Source organism: Streptomyces sp. NBC_01549 (assembly GCF_026339955.1).
Classification (GTDB): domain Bacteria; phylum Actinomycetota; class Actinomycetes; order Streptomycetales; family Streptomycetaceae; genus Streptomyces.
The window spans coordinates 3,656,392-3,673,359 of the sequence record NZ_JAPEPW010000001.1 but is presented as its reverse complement, the minus strand read 5'-3'; the positions used below and the strand labels follow the sequence as shown (position 1 = coordinate 3,673,359).

Sequence of the window (16,968 nt, the reverse complement as noted above, 5' to 3'; positions counted from 1 at the left end):
TCTAGTCGAGGTGGGGCGCGACATCGGCGCCGAACGCCGTGATCTGGTCCACGAGTTCACTCAGCCCCCGTGCCCGGAACCGCACCTGAATCTGGTGCACCCCCATCGCCCGGTACGCCCGCAGCGACTCGGCGACCGCCTCCGGGGCCCCGCTCACGGTGCGCCGCCCGACGTGCCAGCCGGGCGTACCGACGTACAGGGGCTCGGTGATGGCCCCGACGACCAGAGGCGCGGAGATCCCCGCCTCCTCCCTGATCCGGCGCAGCCGCGCGATCTGCTCCGGCAGCCGCTCGCGCGGATCCCCCTGCGGCAGCCAGCCGTCGCCCCGCAGCGCGGCCCGGCGCACGGCGGCGGGCGAGGAGCCGCCCACCCACACGGGCACACGTTCCTGCGCGGGCCGGGGCCGCTGCCCGAGCCCCTCGAAGTCGTACAGCTTCCCGTGGTGCACGGGGAACTCGTCCACCCCGAGGGCGGCCCGCAGCGCGTCGATCGACTCGTCGAGCACCGCCCCCCGCCGCGCGAAGTCGGCGCCCACCGCGTCGAACTCCTCCTCCACATGCCCGGCACCGACTCCGAGGATCAGCCGCCCGCCGGAGAGGTGGTCGAGGGTCGCGTACTGCTTGGCCGTGACCAGCGGATGCCGCAGCCCGACGACCGCGACATGACTGAGCAGCCGTACGCGCTCGGTCACGCCCGCGAGGTAGGCGAGGGTCGCGACGGGGTCGTACCAGATCGTGCTCATGGCGCCCGCGAGGCGGCGCGGGACGGCGACATGGTCGCAGCTCGCCACGTACGCGAAGCCGGCACGGTCGGCGGCGCGGGCGATCGCGACGAGCTCGACGGGACCGGCGTCCGCCTCCCAGGCTTCGGCGTAGAGCGTGCTCTGGGACTGGATCGGGAGCTGCATCCCGTAGAGCAGGGGTGCGGGGTCCGGCGGCGCCGGATTCGACGGAGACTGCTTCGGCGCCGACTGATTCGGCGGGGACTGGTTCAACGGGGACCACCCGGCCCGGCCCACAACCCGTCCTCCGTCAGCCCCAGCAGGTCGATCGCGTTGCCCCGGACGATCCGCTCCACCACGTCCGCGTCCAGGTGCCCCATCTGGGCCTCGCCGACCTCGCGGGACTTGGGCCAGGTGGAGTCGGAGTGCGGGTAGTCGGTCTCGTACAGGACGTTCGGGACCCCGATGGCGTCGAGGTTCCTCAGGCCGAACGCGTCGTCGAAGAAGCAGCCGTAGACGTGGTCGGCGAAGAGTTCGGACGGCGGACGGTGGACCTTGTCGGCGACGCCGCCCCAGCCGCGGTTCTCCTCCCAGACCACGTCGGCGCGCTCCAGGATGTAGGGGATCCAGCCGATCTGGCCCTCCGCGTACATGACCTTGAGGTTCGGGAAGCGTTCGAACTTGCCGCTCATCAGCCAGTCGACCATCGAGAAGCAGCAGTTGGCGAAGGTGATGGTGGAGCCGACGGCGGGCGGTGCGTCGGCCGAGGTCGACGGCATCCTGCTGCTGGAGCCGATGTGCATGGCGACGACCGTGCCGGTCTCGTCGCAGGCGGCGAGGAAGGGGTCCCAGTCGTCGGTGTGGACGGAGGGGAGTCCGAGGTGGGGCGGGATCTCGGAGAAGGCGACCGCGCGGACGCCACGGGCGGCGTTGCGGCGTACCTCCGCGGCCGCGAGTTCCGGGTCCCAGAGGGGTACGAGGGTGAGCGGAATGAGCCGGCCGTGGGCCGCCGGGCCGCACCACTCCTCCACCATCCAGTCGTTGTAGGCCTTCACCCCGAGCAGGCCCAGCTCACGGTCCTTGGCCTCGGTGAAGGTCTGGCCGCAGAAGCGCGGGAAGGTGGGGAAGCAGAGGGCGGACTGGACGTGGTTGACGTCCATGTCGGCGAGGCGCTGGGGGACGTCGTACGAGCCGGGTCGCATCTGCTCGTACGTGATGATCTCCAGCCGTATCTCGTCCCTGTCGTAGCCGACGGCGGTGTCGAGGCGGGTCAGGGGCCGGTGCAGGTCCTCGTAGACCCACCAGTCGCCGATCGGCCCGTCGTCGCCGGGCCTGCCCATCACCGGGGCGAACCTGCCGCCGAGGAAGGTCATCTCCTTCAGCGGCGCGCGGACTATGCGGGGTCCGGTGTCCTGGTACTTCGCGGGGAGGCGGTCGCGCCAGACGCCGGGTGGCTCCACGGTGTGGTCGTCCACGGAGATGATCTTCGGGAACGGGGTCGTGGACGCCTGGGCGGCCTCAGTGGTCCTCGTGGTCTCCATACGGCTCACGGTAGCGCTGATCTGACGACCCGTCAGCTACCTGTCCGGTGCGGCTCCGCAGGGCCGCCGCACGCCTCCGGGACGGGCGACTCCGTGCGGAGATGTACGCAGAGGTTGTGAGAGCCCTGTGATCTCCCGTGCCTGTACCGTGTGCACGCCTGTGATCGCTGTCTCGCACGGCTGACGCATCCGCCATGAACAAGGCAAACTGGCCTCGTAGTACTGACGGTTCGGCAGGGGGACGGCGATGGACGGTGTACCGCGAGTGCCGGAGCAGCGACGTGCCGGGGAATCGGCGGCGTTGCGCTTCAGCGTGCTCGGCCCGGTGCGCGCCTGGCGCGGCGAGGATTCCTTGCCCACGGGGTCCCCGCAGCAACGCGCCCTGCTGGCCGCGCTGCTGCTGCGGGAGGGCCGGACCGCCACCTCCGGCGAGCTGATCGACGCCCTGTGGGGCGAGGAGTCGCCGCCCCAGGCCCTGGCCGCCGTACGGACGTACGCCTCCCGGCTCCGCAAGGCCCTGAACCCCGGCGTCCTGATCAGTGAGTCCGGCGGTTACGCGATCCGGCTGGCCGGCGGCGACAGCACCCTCGACCTCGCCGAGGCCCAGGAACTCGCCGCCGACGCCGAGAAGGCCAAGCACTCCGGAGACCTGTGCTCCGCCCGCGACCTGCTGAACCGGGCGCTGGGCCTGTGGGACGGGGAGCCGCTGGCGAGCGTGCCCGGGCCGTACGCGGAGACACAGCGCACCCGCCTGGAGGAGTGGCGCCTCCAACTCCTCGAATCCCGCCTCGACATGGACCTGGAGCAGGGCTGCCACGCGGAGGCGGTCTCCGAACTCACCGCCCTGACCGCGGCGCACCCCCTGCGCGAGCGGCTGCGCGAACTGCTGATGCTCGCCCTGTACCGCAGCGGGCGGCAGGCCGAGGCGCTCGCCGTGTACGCCGACACGCGCCGCCTCCTCGCCGACGAGCTCGGCGTGGACCCGCGCCCGGGCCTGAAGGAGCTCCAGCAGCGCATCCTCCAGGCCGACCCGGGCCTCGCGGAACCCTCGGCCCCGGCGGCCGAGCCCGCCGCGGCACCGGTCCGCCCCGCCCAACTCCCCGCCACGGTAACGGACTTCACGGGCCGCGCGTCCTTCGTCCAGGAGCTGAGCGACGTCCTGGCCTCCGCCTCCTCCGCCGAGGGCGAGGGCCAGGTCATGGCCGTCTCGGCGCTCGCGGGCATCGGCGGCGTCGGCAAGACGACCCTCGCCGTGCACGTGGCCCACCAGGCGCGCTCGGCGTTCCCCGACGGGCAGCTGTACGTCGACCTGCAAGGTGCGGGTCAGCGGGCGGCGGAGCCGGAGACGGTCCTCGGCGCGTTCCTGCGCGCCCTGGGCACGGCGGACTCCTCCATCCCCGACTCCCTGGAAGAGCGCTCGGCGCTCTACCGCTCGGTCCTGGACGGCCGCCGCGTCCTGGTCCTCCTGGACAACGCCCGCGACGCGGCCCAGGTCCGCCCCCTGCTGCCCGGCACGGAGGGCTGCGCCGCCCTCGTCACGTCCCGGGTGCGGATGGTGGATCTGGCGGGCGCCCACCTGGTCGACCTCGACGTGATGTCCCCGGAGGAGGCCCTCCAGCTCTTCACGAAGATCGTCGGTGAGGAGCGGGTGGCGTCGGAGCGCGAGGCGGCCCTCGACGTCGTCGCGGCCTGCGGCTTCCTCCCCCTCGCCATCCGCATCGCGGCCTCCCGGCTGGCCGCCCGCCGCACCTGGACCGTCTCGGTCCTGGCGGCGAAGCTCGGCGACGAGCGCCGCCGCCTCGACGAGCTCCAGGCTGGCGACCTCGCGGTCAAGGCCACCTTCGAACTCGGCTACGGCCAGCTGGAGCCGGCCCAGGCCCGCGCCTTCCGCCTGCTGGGCCTGGCCGACGGCCCCGACATCTCCCTCGCCGCCGCGGCCGCCGTCCTCGACCTCCCGATCGACGACACCGAGGACCTCCTCGAATCCCTCGTCGACACCTCCCTCCTGGAATCCGCCGCCCCCGGCCGCTACCGCTACCACGACCTCGTACGCCTCTACGCCCGCGCCTGCGCCGAACGCGACGAACAGCCCCCGAGCGAGCGGGACGCGGCGATGTCGCGCCTCCTGGACTTCTACCTGGCCACGGCGGCGGGGGTGTACGCGATCGAACGTCCCGGGGACCGGCTGGTGGACCATCTGGAGGCCACCGAGTACACCGGTCTGACGTTCGGCGACCGCCACCCGGCCCAGGACTGGCTGTACTCCGAGGCGATCTCGCTGCTGGCCTGCGTGCGTCAGTCCAGCGGCACGGACATGCTGCGGCGCGCCGTCGACCTTCTGTGGGCGTCGGTCGATCTCGCCGAGTCCGGTGCCAACTCCAAGGAGTACGAGGCGATCGCAGGGTCCGCCCGTGTCGCCTCGCAGAAAGCCGGTGATCCGCGCACCGAGGCGCGGGCCCTGACCACGCTGGCCTACGTGCACCACATCGCCGGCCGCTTCGACCTGGCCGCCCAGGAATCGGCCCGCGCGGTGGAACTGGCCTCCTCCGCCTCCGACCCCGTGACCGGCTACTGGTCCTCCAACATCGGCGGCGTCGTCGCGCTCTACCAGAATCGCCACGAGGACGGCGAGGAGCAACTGACCCGCGCCATCGAAGGCTTCCGCTCCTGCGACGACCGCCCCGGCGAGGCGAGCGCGCTGTGCAACCTCTCGCGTATCCACCTGGCCACCGAGCGCACCGCGAGCGCGGTCGCCCTGGCCCAGCAGGGCACGGACATGTACGACGACATGGGACACGCCCTGAAGGGCGCCAACGGCCGCTACGCCCTCGGGCTCGCGCTCACCCAGAGCGGGCAGCACCTCCAGGCCACCGAGCGCCTCCAGGAAGCCTTGGAGGTGTTCAGAGACAGCCGCCAGCGCCTGTGGGAAGGCATGACGCTCTTCCGTCTCGCCGAGGTCGACCTCGCCGCCCGACGGCCTGCGCAGGCGGCCCCGAACGCCGAGATGGCGCTGACCGTGCTGCGCGGCATCGGCGGCGAGTGGCGTCGCGGAAACGTCCTCACCGTGCTGGGGCGCGCCCTGAGCGGCATCGGCCAGAACGGCCGCGCCCAGGTCTGCTGGCGTGAATCCCTGGACATCTTCGAGGCGCTGGGCTCCCCGGAAGCCGATGCCGTACGCCTTCTCCTGAACCCTCTCGCCGTCGCCTGAGAGCGTGCGCCTGCGCGTTCATCATTCGTTTATCGCCGCCCGGCACTCTCAACGAGTCGATCCGTCGCGTCGGGGGGCAGACGGGATGACAGTCGGCCGCACCTCTAAGGTGAACCGGCCCAGAAGTGCCCGCCCGGCGGCCCTCGGGGGAGTTGCCGGGCGGGCGCTTTACGCCATACCGCCCTACCGCATCGAAGAACTGCAGGGGAGCCAGTCATGACCGACACCAACAGCACCGACAACGTCCACGCCACCGACGAGCCCACGGCCACCACGGACAACGTCCACGCGACCACCGAGCCTCTCACCGGCAAGAACCCGATCGCCCCGGCCGAGACCGGCGACGCCACCACGGACAACGTCCACGCCACGGGCGAGCCGGTCTAAGCCCCACCCCGGGGGGGGGGACACACGACTTACACCACACGGGGATCGGCCGCGGCGGCGCGGAGGGGGAGCCGCCGCGGCCGACGTGTGTCCGGTGCATGGTTCAGGTCAATCCGTGGCGGGAACCGATCGACCCTCTCGAACAACTCCCAGGCGACGGGCACTGGAGCGCTCCAGCCACCTCATACGGCCCACATAGATCCATGGATGACCGAGGAAGCGCAGTCCACGCCCTCCAGCGCCAGTACGAGGGCCAGGCGACGCTCGCCCTGGAGCCGGTGCTTCTCCGCCGCGAGGTAGTAGGGACGGGTGAGCGGAACGCCGGTGACGTCGACACGATGGTCCGCGGCGGCTTCGCGGGCGTAGGGACTGCGTGGCAGAGGAGGGCGAGGGGGCGGTAACACCTTGCCCGGCTGCCACCGCGAGGTCTCCCGGAGCGCTGGCTCCTCCACCGGCAGGAACAGCCGTCCGCCGGACCGCCTCCGGCTACCCGTCCCGAGGAAAAAGGGAGCGACGAGGTGCCACAGCGGGAGCAGCAGAGACCGGAACGACAGCACTACGCCTCCCCCAATTCACACCACACCGTCTTGCCCGCCGCCCCCTGCTCCACGCCCCAGCGCAGCGCCACCGCGTCGAGCAACGCCAGGCCGCGCCCGGACTCGTCGTCGCCCGTGGCGCGCAGGAGGACCGGCAGGGCGCGCGGGTCGGGGTCGGCGACCTCGACCCGCGTCCGGCCGCCGTCCGCACGTACCACCCGCACCCGGACGGGCGTGCCCTCCCCCAGATGCCGGATGACGTTGCCGACCAGCTCGGTGACGCACAGTTGGACATCGGCACAAGGCGCGTCCAGGTACTGGCGCACGGTGCGACGCAGGGCAGGGACGGACTTGGGGAGAGCCGGCAGGTAGAGCTCAAGCTGCGGCGACGCGTTCACTGTTCGGCCGCCTTCCGAAGCGCGACGGTGAGCTTGCGCGCGGTGGCGGTGTTGCAGTTGCCGAGTGCGACCAGCCCCGCCGGGGGCGGATACGTACCCGCGAAACTCGGCAGGTCCGCGTGCAGGGAGGGCAGCGCGATGCCATGGGCGGCGAGGGCGGCGCGGAGGTCGTCCACGCAGCGGTTTATGTCTTGGGCGGTGGGGGGTTGAGGGTCTTGCATGGGGTACGCCTTCCTGTGCATGCGTCCACACGTTCCGTGACGGATCAGTCACACGCTGACGTGAAAGGGCGTACCGTGAAAGGGCTTTGGGTTGCGCAGGGCAATTGGCAAATGGCGGTGGTGAGTTATGCCCTCCCGTAAGGATCCCGACGCGTCGGCGAACGTCCCGTCCTTCTACGGCGCCGAGCTGCGCTTCAAGAGGGAGCTGGCGGGCCTCACGCTCGAACAGTTGGCGGAGGGGAGCTTCCGTGGGATCCCGTTCCTGAGTCAGATCGAGCGGGGTGAGCGCCGTATGCCGCTGGATCTGGCCCGGCACGTCGACGAGGCGCTCGGCACGGACGGCTTTTTCGAACGCCGCTGTGAAGATGCGCGCAGGGCACGGCAGTCGGGGCACGCGGAGTACTTCGCGGACGTCGCGGAGATGGAGCGGCATGCGGAGACGATCGAGGACTGGGCCCCGATGATCGTGCCTGGGCTGCTGCAAACAGCGGCGTATGCGCGCGCGATCGTACGGGCAGCCATGCCCCGGGCCTCGGACCAAGATGTCGAGGAGAAGGTGAGCGCCCGGATGGCACGGGCGGAACTCTTCGACTCGGAGGGTCCCCCGAAGTTCTGGGCGATCCTGGACGTGTCGCTGATCCATCGCCCATCCCTCCCGGATCAGCAGATGGCGGAACTGTTGGAGCACATCGCGGAGGTGGTCACGACCACGCGCTCCATTTTGCAGATCATTCCGGAAACCGCCGCCACCCATCCGTTCATGATGGGCATGACCAGGATCATGACCTTCGCCGACGCTCCTCCGGTGGTGTACGCCGAGAGTCTGCACAGCGGCCAACTCATCGACTATCCGGCGCTCGTGAAGCAGTACCGGGAGTCGTACGATCTGCTCAGGGCCGTCGCACTATCGCCTGAGGCGTCCCTGGCCACGGTCGAGACAGCGGCAGAGGACTATCGAAATGGCAAGCTACGGCATTGACTTGAGCGCCGCGAAGTGGCGCAAGAGCAGCTACAGCAACGGCACCGGCGGCGAGTGCGTCGAGATCGCCGAAGCGTTTCCCGGCGCCGCCGTCTGGCGCAAGAGCTCGCACAGCAACGGCAGCGGCGTGGACTGTGTCGAGATCGCCACCGGCCTCCCTGGAGTCGTCCCCATCCGGGACTCAAAGCTCCACGACAGCCCCGTCCTACTGGTCCAAGCCACGTCCTGGTCCACCTTCATCGCAAATCTGAAGCCCTAACCCCGCCCCCCCACTGAGCGTTGGGCAGATTTGGGCCACCCACCCCGCCCGATCACCGCCAGACCACCTCACCGCAGCAGCCCCACGTTGGCCCAATTCCCCCAATCCACCCCACCTCAGCGACCACGCCCGCCTCGGTTGTCCACAGGAGGAGCGGGAGGGGCGTCGCTCCGGGATCCCCTGAGGTGTGGAGCTGAGGGGACTGGCCGAAGGGGGGTGTGTTGCTGACCTCGCGCGCCGGGAAGCCGGGTGGGCGCATCGGTCGCTTCTCCGGGTGCCCGGGAGGGACGGGTGGACCCGGGTTCAGGCCGGGGCCCGAGCCAGGGCGGGGCGGGACGCCGATCGACCCTCACGGCATCACCCACAGCATCAAGGAAAATACTCTGCGTCACCAGCGTGCTCTGCCGTACCGTGGACATGGCACGGTCTCACGGAAGGACCAGGATGACCGCACAGCACATCGAGCCCGGCGGCCCCCTCATCCCGCGGCCCGAGCGAACACCCGGCGCGCTGCGTGTGGCGTTGGCCCAGGTCGCTCCCCATCGGCTGGCCGAGATGGAGCGGCAGAAGGACGAGGCCATCTCCCTGGCGGCCCGCACCGGCAGCCTGGGCCCGATCATGCAGTTCCTCGAAACGTGGGCCGTCGCGGTCGAGATCGCAAGGATCCCGTCCTCGGCCGCGCGGCTGCGGACGGCCGAGTACACAGCACAGACCGTCGACCAAGGCGACCCCGCATGGCGGGGCGCAATGGACGAAATCCGTACTCTCCACTCCTCCGCCGGGGAGTCACTCACCCGTGAGTAGTTGGCGCTGGGAGTACGAACCGAACGAAACCCATGTCATCGGCGGCGACACCCCCGCGCCACCCGCCTTTGTCGCCGAGGTGGAGAAGCAAGCCGACGAGATTGCGCGTGCGGCGGAGTCCCTGCACCTCGACGGCAGCACATACCAAGGCACAGGCGAAGGCGTGCAAACCGCATATGTGCCCGGCGGGATGTTCCTCTACCTGACCATTGCCCGACACGAGTGCGTCTACGTTCTCCAGGTCACCGCATGGCCGGCGTGAACACTCACCCCTCCCGCAGCTCCCCCTTCACCACCTTCCCGCTCGCGTTCCGCGGCAGCTCCGCGACGAACTCCACCGCCCTCGGGACCTTGTAGTTCGCCATCTCGCGCCGCGACCAGGCGATGAGGTCGTCGGAGGTAAGGACGGAACCCTCCCGCCGTACGACATACGCCTTGCCGACCTCGCCCAGCCGGCCGTCCGGTACGCCTATGACCGCCACGTCCGCGATGTCCGGGTGGAGGCCGAGGAGCTGCTCTATCTCGGCGGGGTAGGCGTTGAAGCCGCCGACGATGAACATGTCCTTGATCCGGTCGGTGATGCGGAGGTTGCCCGCCGGGTCCAGGACGCCCACGTCGCCGGTGCGCAGCCAGCCGTCCGGGGTCAGGACGCGGGCGGTTTCCTCAGTGTCCTCGAAGTAGCCCCGCATCACGTTGAAGCCGCGGACCAGCACCTCGCCCGGGGTGCCTGTGGGTGCCTCGACGCGTACTTCCACGCCCGGGATGGCGCGGCCCGAGGTCGACGCGATCACGGACGGCGGGTCGCCCCGGCGGCACATCGTCACGAATCCGCTGGCCTCCGAGAGGCCGTACGCCGTCAGGACCGTCTCCACGCCCAGTTCGGTGCGCAGGCGTTCCACCAGGCGGAGGGGGACCACGGCCGCTCCCGTGACCACCAGCCGCAGCGTCGACAGGTCGTACGACGCCCGCGCCGGGTGGTCGAGGAGGGACTGGTGGAGGGTCGGCGGGCCCGGCAGGACCGTGACGCGCTCGGACGCGATGTTCGCCAGCACCGTGTCCACGTCGAACACCGGCTGCGGGATCATCGTCGCGCCCCGCATGAGACAGGCGAGCACCCCGGCCTTGTAGCCGAAGGTGTGGAAGAAGGGGTTCACGATCAGGTAGCGGTCCTCCCGGCGCAGACCGGCCAGCTCGCACCACACCTCGTACGCCCGCAGGCTCTGCGCGTGCGTGATCACCGCGCCTTTGGGCCGGCCCGTCGTGCCCGAGGTGAAGACGATGTCCGAAGGCGCCGATCCCGGCACGGCCGCCGCCCGTTCCCGCACCTGAGCCGCCCCGACGCCCTCCCCGTCCGCCAGGAAGTCCTTCCAGGTGCGGAAGTCGGCGGGGGCGTCGTCCGCCAGCACCACCACCTGTTCGAGGTGCGGCAGTCCGGGGAGGGGGCCGTTTCCGGCGCCTTCCCCCTCCTGCGACCCTTCCCCCGCCGCCCGTCGTAGTGACGCCACGTACGACGTCCCCAGGAACGTCCCCGTCACGAACAGCAGCCGCGCGCGGCTCCGGGACAGTACGTACGCCGCCTCGGTGCCCTTGAAGCGGGTGTTGAGCGGGACGAGCACCGCGCCCGCCGACACCGCGCCGAGGGCGGAGACGATCCAGTCCAGGGTGTTCGGCGCCCAGATGGCGACCCGGTCGCCGAGCCGTACGCCGTTCGCGAGGCAGGCGGCCGCCGCACGTTCGACGCGGGCTCCCAGTTCGGCGTAGGAGATCCGCGTACGGCCCTCGACGACGGCCTCGCGGTCCGCGAAGCGCGTCGCCGCCGAGCGCATCAGCCCCGGGACGCTGCCCCACTCCAGGTCTCCGCGCATCTCACGCCTCCGTAGGCACGAACCCACTAGCTGACTACCCGTCAGATTAGCTGTAGCCTGACAACCTGTCAGCAGTCGGGCCCTTCCGTGGAGGTGCACCCATGCCGGGGATCAAGGACGCCACCGCCGTCGTCGGCATCGGACAGACACCCTTCGCCCGGCAACTCCCGGAGTCCGAGAAGACCTTGGCCTGCCGCGCGATCCTCGCCGCACTCGACGACGCCGGAATAGCGCCCTCCGAAGTCGACGGACTCGCCTCCTACACCATGGAGGAGACCGACGAGGTGGAGGTCGCGAAGGCGGTCGGCCTCGGCGACCTCACCTTCTTCAGCAAGGTGGGCTACGGGGGCGGCGGCTCCTGCGCCACCGTCGCGCATCTCGCCGCCGCCGTCGCCACCGGCCAGGCGACGGTGGGCGTGGCCTGGCGATCACGCAAGCGCGGCAGCGGGCCGAGGCCGTGGAAGAACACCGCCGTCCAGCTCCCCACCCCCGCCCAGTGGACCCGCCCCTTCGGGCTGCTCAGACCGGCCGACGAGATAGGCATGCTGGCCCGTCGCTACATGTACGAGTACGGCGCCACCCGCGACCACCTCTTCAACGTCGCCCTCGCCTGCCGCAACCGCGCCAACCAGAACCCCGCCGCGATGATGTACGAGCGCCCGCTGACCCGCGAGATGTACATGACCTCCCGCTGGATCAGCGAACCCCTCTGCCTCTTCGACAACTGCCTGGAGACGGATGGCGCGTTGGCCTGCGTGATCGTGTCCGCCGAGCGGGCCCGGGACTGCCGGCAACGGCCCGTGTACGTCCACTCCGCCGCCCAGGGCCTGCCCGCCCAGCACCACGGCATGGTCAACTACTGGAACGACGACCCGCTCACAGGCCCCGCCTGGACCGCCGCCCGGCACCTGTGGAAACACGCCGACTTCACCCCGGACGACGTCGACGTGGCCCAGATCTACGACGCCTTCACCCCCCTCATCCCACTCTCCCTGGAGGGCTACGGCTTCTGCGGACGTGGCGAGGGCGCGGCCTACACGGAGGGCGGCGCCCTGGAGATCGGGGGCCGGCTGCCCCTCAACACCGGCGGGGGCGGACTCAGCGAGGCGTACGTCCACGGCTTCAACCTCATCAACGAGGGCGTGAAGCAGTTGCGGGGCACGAGTACCGCCCAGGTCCCCGGGGCCGCCACCTGCCTGGTCACGGCGGGGGAGGGCGTCCCCACCTCCGCGATCCTGCTGAGGAACTGAGGAGCCGACATGACCGAGCCCCTTCTCTCCCCTGTCCCCGACGACGACGGCGCGCCCTTCTGGGGGTACGCCGCCCAGGGCGAGCTACGGATCCAGGCCTGCGCCGACTGCGGCGAGTTGCGCTTCCCGCCCCGCCCCTGCTGTCCCCACTGCCAGTCCTTCGGCAGCGAATGGCGTCGGATGAGCGGCCACGGCCGCGTCTGGTCGTACGTCGTCCCGCACCCGCCGCTGCTCCCGGCGTACGCGGCCCTGGCCCCGTACAACGCGATCGTCGTCGAACTCGCCGAGGCCCCCCGCATCCGCCTGGTCGGCAACCTGGTCACGGCCCCCGGCGCCCCGCTCGACTCCTTCTCCCCGGAGCGGATCCGGATCGGAGCGCGGGTACGGGTCGTGTTCAGCGGGGAGAGGCTGCCGCAGTGGGTTCTGGAGGGCCGGTCGTGAGCGGCGGCGGGCTGCGGATCTCGACCGACAAGGACACGGGCGTCGCGGTCCTCACCCTGGACCGCCCGGAAAAACTGAACGCCATCGACGAGGCCCTGGCATCCGAACTGTCCGCCGCCTGGCGGGCGTTCCGCTTCGACGACTCCGTACGGGCCGTCGTCCTCACCGGGGCTGGCGAACGGGCCTTCTCCACCGGCCTCGACCGCTCCACGGAGACTCCGCAGCCCGCCTCCCCCTACATGGTGGACGACCCCCTCCTGCGCATCGGCCCCAAGGCCAACGACCTGTGGAAGCCGGTCGTCGCGGCCGTGCGGGGGATGGCGTGCGGAGGCGCCTTCTACCTCCTCGGGGAGGCGGAGTTCGTCGTCGCCGACGAGACCGCGACCTTCTTCGACCCGCACACGACGTACGGCATGGTCAGCGCGTACGAGTCCGTGTACGCGGCGCACCGGATGCCGTACGGGGAGGCGGCGCGTACGGCACTCATGGGGAGCGCCGAACGGATGTCCGCGCGGCGGGCGTACGACATCGGGCTGGTGTCCGAACTCACGCCGCCTGGTGGTGCGTTGGAGGCCGCCGTCCGCTGTGCGACGGTGATCGCCTCCTACCCCTCCGAGGGGGTGCAGGGCACCGTACGCGCCCTGTGGGCGGCGCACGAGGCGGCCCGCGCCCACGCCTTCGCGCAGGCGCCCCACCTCATCTCCCTGGGCAACCTGCCCCCGGCCCGACAGGAGGAGTTGTTCTCCGCACGCCAACCGAACGGGTTCCGGGTGCGGTGATGCGTCTGCGGCCGAGTGGGGGCCGGGGCGCAGCCCCGCCCCCAGGGGCGCGGGGAACTGCGCGACCAGCCACAGACGGCCCGCGGCCAAAGAACCCACCCGGGGGTCTGGGGGCGGAGCCCCCAGGCTGAGGATGGGACGGGTAGGGGCGGCGGGGGCGAGGAAAGGCCGGTCACCCTACGCCGTGCGCGCCGTCCCCGTTCCCTTCTCCGCGTCCAGCGCGTACACGCACCGGTCCTTGCTGCACGCGTACACCACCCCGTCCTTGACCACCGGCGCACCGGTGATCTCCCCACCCGTCGCCAGCTTCCAGCGGAGCCGGCCGTCGTCCGCCTTCAGGGTGTAGAGGAGATGGTCCGTCGAGCCGAAGTGGATACGGCCCTCGGCGACCGCGGGCGCGCCCACGAGGTCGCCCCCGGCCTGGAAGCGCCACTTCGGGGTGCCGGTGACCGCGTCGAGGGTGTACAGCCCCTTGCCGCTGCCGACGTGGACGTGGCCGGCGGCGACCAGGACGGGTTCGATCGAGGAGCGGGCCTCGGTCGCGATGCGCCAGCGGTCGCGGCCGTCCGTCGCGTCGAGGGCGTACACCGTGCCGAGGTAGTCGGCGAGGTAGACACCGCCCCCCGTGACCGCGGGCCCGGGTACGAAGGTCGGCGGGGAGAGGAAGACCGCGGGGGCCTCGAAGTGCCAGCGGACGTGCCCGTCGGCGACGTCGACGGCGAGGACGCGGGTGCCCGCGGAGATGTAGACGTAGCCGTCGGGGGCGGACGTGATCCGTACGGGTACGCCCCCGCAGGACGCCGCGTCACCGATCGGGTACGACCAGCGTTCCTCACCCGTACGGGCCTCCAGGGCACACAGCCGGGCGTCCTTCCAGACGTACACCGTGCCCTCGTGGACGGCGGGCCCGGCCTCCGGGGACTCGAAGTCGGTCTGGGCGCCGGTGATCTCCCACAGTTTCTGGCCGTTGGAGGCCTCCCAGGCCTGGACGCCGCCACCGCGCGTACCGGTGATGACGGTCCCGCGGTCGGCCTTCAGGGAGTACACCCAGGCGTCCGTGGACAGACGCCACAGGTCCGCGCCCTCCCGCGCGTTCAGGGCGAACAGGGTGGGGCCGTCGGAGGCGTGGATACGGCCGTCCGCGACCGCCATGGACCAGGCCACGTCCCGCGTCTTGAAACGGCGGCGGCCGGTCGCGACGTCCAGGGCGTGGACTTCGAAGGAGGTGACGTAGACGAGGTCGCCCGCGACCGAGGGCGTACCCCAGACGTCGTTGGACATGCGGAAGCGCCAGGGCCGCCAGCCGGACGGGGAGTCCGGGGCGGGCGGCGGAGCGACCGCCGGCGCGGGGTCGGCGCCGTTGACGCCGACGCGCGGGCGGGACCAGGAGGCGGCGAGGCCCGCCTCCGGAGGAGGTGCCTTCACGGCGGCGGCACGGGCGTCGGCGACGCGGGGTCCGGGGCCGATGGGCACCTGGCCGCCCGCGAGCCGTACGGGGCCGGCGTCGGGCGCCCCGACGGGCACGGGAGCGTGCGAGGGCGGCGGAGGAAGGGCGGGGCGTCCGCCACCGCTGCGACCGCCGGAGGACGGGGGCTTCAGCGCCGGCCGGCCCCCACGGCGCGTCTCGATCAGGCCCACCGCCCGCTCGGGCAGCCACGCCGACGCCGTACCGCTGTCGTCGGAGCCGGAGCCGAAGAGGTGGGGTGCCAGCTGGGCCTGGAGGTCGGCGGGGCCCGGGCGGCCGGTCGCCTCCATCTGCATGCAGGACTCGATGAGGGGGCGCAGCTCGTCCGGGAGGCCCTCCAGGTCGGGGCCCTCCCGCAGCAGCATGAAGACCGTCTCGACCGGGTTGGCGCCGTGGAAGGGCGCGTGTCCGGTGGCGGCGAAGACGAGCATCGAGCCGAGCGAGAAGACGTCGCTCGCGCCGGTGACGCTGCGCGAGTCCTTCGCCTGTTCGGGGGACATGTAGGCCGGGGTGCCGACGGCGACATTCGTCATCGTCAAACGGGTGTTCGAGACGCCGGAGGCGATACCGAAGTCGATGACCCGCGGCCCGTCCTCCACCACCAGCACGTTCGAGGGCTTCAGGTCCCGGTGGACGAGCCCGGCGCCGTGGATCGACTGCAGCGCCTCCGCGACGCCCGCCGCCAGCCAGCGCACCGCCTGGGCCGGCATCGGCCCGCACTCATTCACTATTTCCTCGAGGGAGGGCGCCGGAACGTACGCGGTGGCCAGCCACGGCACCGCGGCGCGCGGGTCGGCGTCGACCACGGCCGCCGTGTAGAAGCCGGAGACCGCTCGCGCGGCCTCCACCTCACGAGTGAAGCGGACCCGGAACAGCTGGTCCTCGGCGAGCTCGGTCCTGACCGTCTTGATCGCCACGCGCCGGCCCGAAGCCGAGCGCGCGAGATAGACCAGCCCCATGCCGCCGGCACCCAGCCGTCCCAGCACCTCGAACGGCCCGATCCGCCGCGGATCGTGCTGTGTCAGCTGATCCACCACTTGCCTGCCACCTCCCCGTACGAGCCACGTCATCCACGTATGAACGCGGCCCCGTGCAGCGTCTCACCACCGCACCGCCATGGCGGCACGCACCCCGATTCTTCCTGTCCGGGCCACAGGTTGCGAACCCGGGGGCGGAACGGGGTGTCTCAGGACATAATCACCGGCCCCGTACCTGGAGTACGGCGAACGACGCCCCTTGATTGTCCGCGACGACGGCCGCCCTTCCGTACGAAGTGTCAAAAGGGGGCGCCTGGACGCGTCCGCCCAGCCCGTTCACCGTACCGAGGACCGCGTCGACGTCCTCCACCCCGAAGTGGACGAGGAAGTGCGGCGGCATCACGGCCGGGAAGACACCGGAGACCGGTGCCCGGCCGAAGTCGGGCGAGGCGTCGGGGCCGAACAGGGCCTCGTGGAACAGGGCGCCGTAGAAACGGTCGACGGTCCCCGGGTCCCGCGCGTACAACTCGGCCCAGCAGAAGGAACCCGGCTCGTGCCGTTCGCCGAAACCGGGGTGGGTGCCCGCCTGCCACAGACCGAAGACCGCGCCCTCGGGGTCCGTCACGAGGGCGGTCGTACCGTAGGGGCCGACCTGGGTGGGCGCGGTGATCACCTGCCCGCCCGCCGCCTGGATCCGGGCCGCGAGCGCGGCGGCGTCCGGGGTCGCGAAGGACACCGTCCAGACGGTGGGCATACGGCCGTCACGCTTGGGGGCGAGGGCGGCGACGGGCTCCCCGTGATGGCGCGCCCACACGCCCTCCGCGTACGGTCCGAACCCCTCCCCGAAGGTCCAGCCGAACAGCTCACCGTAGAAACGTCTGCCCGCCTCCACATCGGGAAGCTGCGCGTCGACCCAGCAGGGGACGCCCTCTGGGCAGGCCTGCGTCGCGTCGGGTGCCCCGGATACGGCCATGCGACCAAGTTATCGGCCTTTCCTCCACTTCGCGCGACGGCCCGCACACCCTCAGACACCTCCCGCACCCCCCACTCGCCGCCCGCGCTCCCCCACGCACCCCATTTGCAGTCGGCCGAATCGCGCTCCGATCACCCCTCGGTAAGCTGACGGCATGACAGGAC

The 16,968-nt window shown here is 71.4% G+C and carries 17 protein-coding genes; 9 read left to right on the top strand and 8 right to left on the bottom strand.

What is annotated here, in order from left to right; genetic code table 11:
* Nucleotide 1: 1 nt before the first annotated feature.
* Both OG819_RS16445 and OG819_RS16440 read right to left on the bottom strand, forming a co-directional pair.
* Nucleotides 2-907 (bottom strand): LLM class F420-dependent oxidoreductase, encoded by a 906-nt coding sequence (locus OG819_RS16445; protein ID WP_266625586.1) that lies wholly within the window; start codon nt 905-907, stop codon nt 2-4.
* 83 nt (nt 908-990) lie between these two features.
* Complete coding sequence (locus tag OG819_RS16440) at nt 991-2,262, bottom strand: amidohydrolase family protein (protein ID WP_266650086.1); 1,272 nt, start codon at nt 2,260-2,262, stop codon at nt 991-993.
* Between the two features lie 247 nt (nt 2,263-2,509).
* Here OG819_RS16440 and OG819_RS16435 point away from each other — a divergent pair, with 247 nt between their 5' ends.
* The gene (locus tag OG819_RS16435; RefSeq protein WP_266625590.1) at nt 2,510-5,470 is read left to right on the top strand and encodes a BTAD domain-containing putative transcriptional regulator; all 2,961 of its coding nucleotides are present in this window, start codon (nt 2,510-2,512) and stop codon (nt 5,468-5,470) included.
* Between the two features lie 216 nt (nt 5,471-5,686).
* Nucleotides 5,687-5,857, top strand: a complete 171-nt coding sequence (locus OG819_RS16430; protein ID WP_266625592.1) for a hypothetical protein — start codon at nt 5,687-5,689, stop codon at nt 5,855-5,857.
* Nucleotides 5,858-6,039: 182 nt separating this feature from the next.
* Here OG819_RS16430 and OG819_RS16425 read toward each other — a convergent pair whose 3' ends face one another.
* From OG819_RS16425 to OG819_RS16415, 3 genes are read right to left on the bottom strand one after another with little or no spacing between them, the layout of a single operon-like run.
* On the bottom strand, nt 6,040-6,414 hold the full coding sequence (locus OG819_RS16425; RefSeq protein WP_266625594.1) for a hypothetical protein: 375 nt from the start codon (nt 6,412-6,414) through the stop codon (nt 6,040-6,042).
* On the bottom strand, nt 6,414-6,791 hold the full coding sequence (locus OG819_RS16420) for an ATP-binding protein (RefSeq protein ID WP_266625596.1): 378 nt from the start codon (nt 6,789-6,791) through the stop codon (nt 6,414-6,416). Before OG819_RS16420 ends, OG819_RS16425 begins: the two co-directional genes overlap by 1 nt.
* On the bottom strand, nt 6,788-7,012 hold the full coding sequence (locus OG819_RS16415; protein ID WP_266650084.1) for a hypothetical protein: 225 nt from the start codon (nt 7,010-7,012) through the stop codon (nt 6,788-6,790). The genes OG819_RS16420 and OG819_RS16415 overlap by 4 nt, the downstream gene beginning before the upstream one ends.
* Nucleotides 7,013-7,139: 127 nt before the next feature.
* Here OG819_RS16415 and OG819_RS16410 point away from each other — a divergent pair, with 127 nt between their 5' ends.
* From OG819_RS16410 to OG819_RS16395, 4 genes are all read left to right on the top strand, one after another.
* The gene (locus OG819_RS16410) at nt 7,140-7,991 is read left to right on the top strand and encodes a helix-turn-helix transcriptional regulator (protein WP_266650082.1); all 852 of its coding nucleotides are present in this window, start codon (nt 7,140-7,142) and stop codon (nt 7,989-7,991) included.
* Nucleotides 7,972-8,250 carry a DUF397 domain-containing protein gene (locus OG819_RS16405; RefSeq protein WP_266650081.1) on the top strand — a complete coding sequence of 93 codons (279 nt, stop codon included), beginning with the start codon at nt 7,972-7,974 and terminating at the stop codon, nt 8,248-8,250. Before OG819_RS16410 ends, OG819_RS16405 begins: the two co-directional genes overlap by 20 nt.
* A gap of 444 nt (nt 8,251-8,694) precedes the next feature.
* The gene (locus OG819_RS16400) at nt 8,695-9,054 is read left to right on the top strand and encodes a DUF6247 family protein (RefSeq protein ID WP_266583217.1); all 360 of its coding nucleotides are present in this window, start codon (nt 8,695-8,697) and stop codon (nt 9,052-9,054) included.
* On the top strand, nt 9,047-9,316 hold the full coding sequence (locus tag OG819_RS16395) for a hypothetical protein (RefSeq protein ID WP_266650080.1): 270 nt from the start codon (nt 9,047-9,049) through the stop codon (nt 9,314-9,316). The genes OG819_RS16400 and OG819_RS16395 overlap by 8 nt, the downstream gene beginning before the upstream one ends.
* A gap of 4 nt (nt 9,317-9,320) precedes the next feature.
* Here the strand turns inward: OG819_RS16395 and OG819_RS16390 are convergent, their stop codons facing one another.
* Nucleotides 9,321-10,919, bottom strand: a complete 1,599-nt coding sequence (locus OG819_RS16390) for a FadD3 family acyl-CoA ligase (RefSeq protein WP_266650078.1) — start codon at nt 10,917-10,919, stop codon at nt 9,321-9,323.
* A gap of 101 nt (nt 10,920-11,020) precedes the next feature.
* Here OG819_RS16390 and OG819_RS16385 point away from each other — a divergent pair, with 101 nt between their 5' ends.
* From OG819_RS16385 to OG819_RS16375, 3 genes are read left to right on the top strand one after another with little or no spacing between them, the layout of a single operon-like run.
* Nucleotides 11,021-12,169: a lipid-transfer protein gene (locus OG819_RS16385; protein ID WP_266650076.1), complete on the top strand. Its 1,149-nt coding sequence runs from the start codon at nt 11,021-11,023 to the stop codon at nt 12,167-12,169.
* A 9-nt stretch (nt 12,170-12,178) separates the two neighbouring features.
* Nucleotides 12,179-12,610, top strand: a complete 432-nt coding sequence (locus OG819_RS16380; protein ID WP_266625612.1) for a Zn-ribbon domain-containing OB-fold protein — start codon at nt 12,179-12,181, stop codon at nt 12,608-12,610.
* Entirely contained in the window at nt 12,607-13,389 is a 783-nt protein-coding gene (locus tag OG819_RS16375) for an enoyl-CoA hydratase/isomerase family protein (protein WP_266650075.1), read from the top strand. Before OG819_RS16380 ends, OG819_RS16375 begins: the two co-directional genes overlap by 4 nt.
* A 177-nt stretch (nt 13,390-13,566) precedes the next feature.
* Here the strand turns inward: OG819_RS16375 and OG819_RS16370 are convergent, their stop codons facing one another.
* Both OG819_RS16370 and OG819_RS16365 read right to left on the bottom strand, forming a co-directional pair.
* On the bottom strand, nt 13,567-15,891 hold the full coding sequence (locus tag OG819_RS16370; RefSeq protein WP_266650073.1) for a serine/threonine-protein kinase: 2,325 nt from the start codon (nt 15,889-15,891) through the stop codon (nt 13,567-13,569).
* A gap of 160 nt (nt 15,892-16,051) precedes the next feature.
* A complete protein-coding gene (locus OG819_RS16365) occupies nt 16,052-16,804 on the bottom strand; it encodes a VOC family protein (protein ID WP_266625618.1) in 753 nt (250 codons plus the stop codon).
* Between the last annotated feature and the right edge of the window lie 164 nt (nt 16,805-16,968).

Bases quoted from the DNA above. Each gene is read 5' to 3' on its own strand.
- OG819_RS16445 (WP_266625586.1), bottom strand. From the start codon at position 907: ATGCAGCTCCCGATCCAGTCCCAGAGCACGCTCTACGCCGAAGCCTGG.
- OG819_RS16440 (WP_266650086.1), bottom strand. From the start codon at position 2,262: ATGGAGACCACGAGGACCACTGAGGCCGCCCAGGCGTCCACGACCCCG.
- OG819_RS16435 (WP_266625590.1), top strand. From the start codon at position 2,510: ATGGACGGTGTACCGCGAGTGCCGGAGCAGCGACGTGCCGGGGAATCG.
- OG819_RS16430 (WP_266625592.1), top strand. From the start codon at position 5,687: ATGACCGACACCAACAGCACCGACAACGTCCACGCCACCGACGAGCCC.
- OG819_RS16415 (WP_266650084.1), bottom strand. From the start codon at position 7,012: ATGCAAGACCCTCAACCCCCCACCGCCCAAGACATAAACCGCTGCGTG.
- OG819_RS16410 (WP_266650082.1), top strand. From the start codon at position 7,140: ATGCCCTCCCGTAAGGATCCCGACGCGTCGGCGAACGTCCCGTCCTTC.
- OG819_RS16405 (WP_266650081.1), top strand. From the start codon at position 7,972: ATGGCAAGCTACGGCATTGACTTGAGCGCCGCGAAGTGGCGCAAGAGC.
- OG819_RS16400 (WP_266583217.1), top strand. From the start codon at position 8,695: ATGACCGCACAGCACATCGAGCCCGGCGGCCCCCTCATCCCGCGGCCC.
- OG819_RS16390 (WP_266650078.1), bottom strand. From the start codon at position 10,919: ATGCGCGGAGACCTGGAGTGGGGCAGCGTCCCGGGGCTGATGCGCTCG.
- OG819_RS16385 (WP_266650076.1), top strand. From the start codon at position 11,021: ATGCCGGGGATCAAGGACGCCACCGCCGTCGTCGGCATCGGACAGACA.
- OG819_RS16380 (WP_266625612.1), top strand. From the start codon at position 12,179: ATGACCGAGCCCCTTCTCTCCCCTGTCCCCGACGACGACGGCGCGCCC.
- OG819_RS16365 (WP_266625618.1), bottom strand. From the start codon at position 16,804: ATGGCCGTATCCGGGGCACCCGACGCGACGCAGGCCTGCCCAGAGGGC.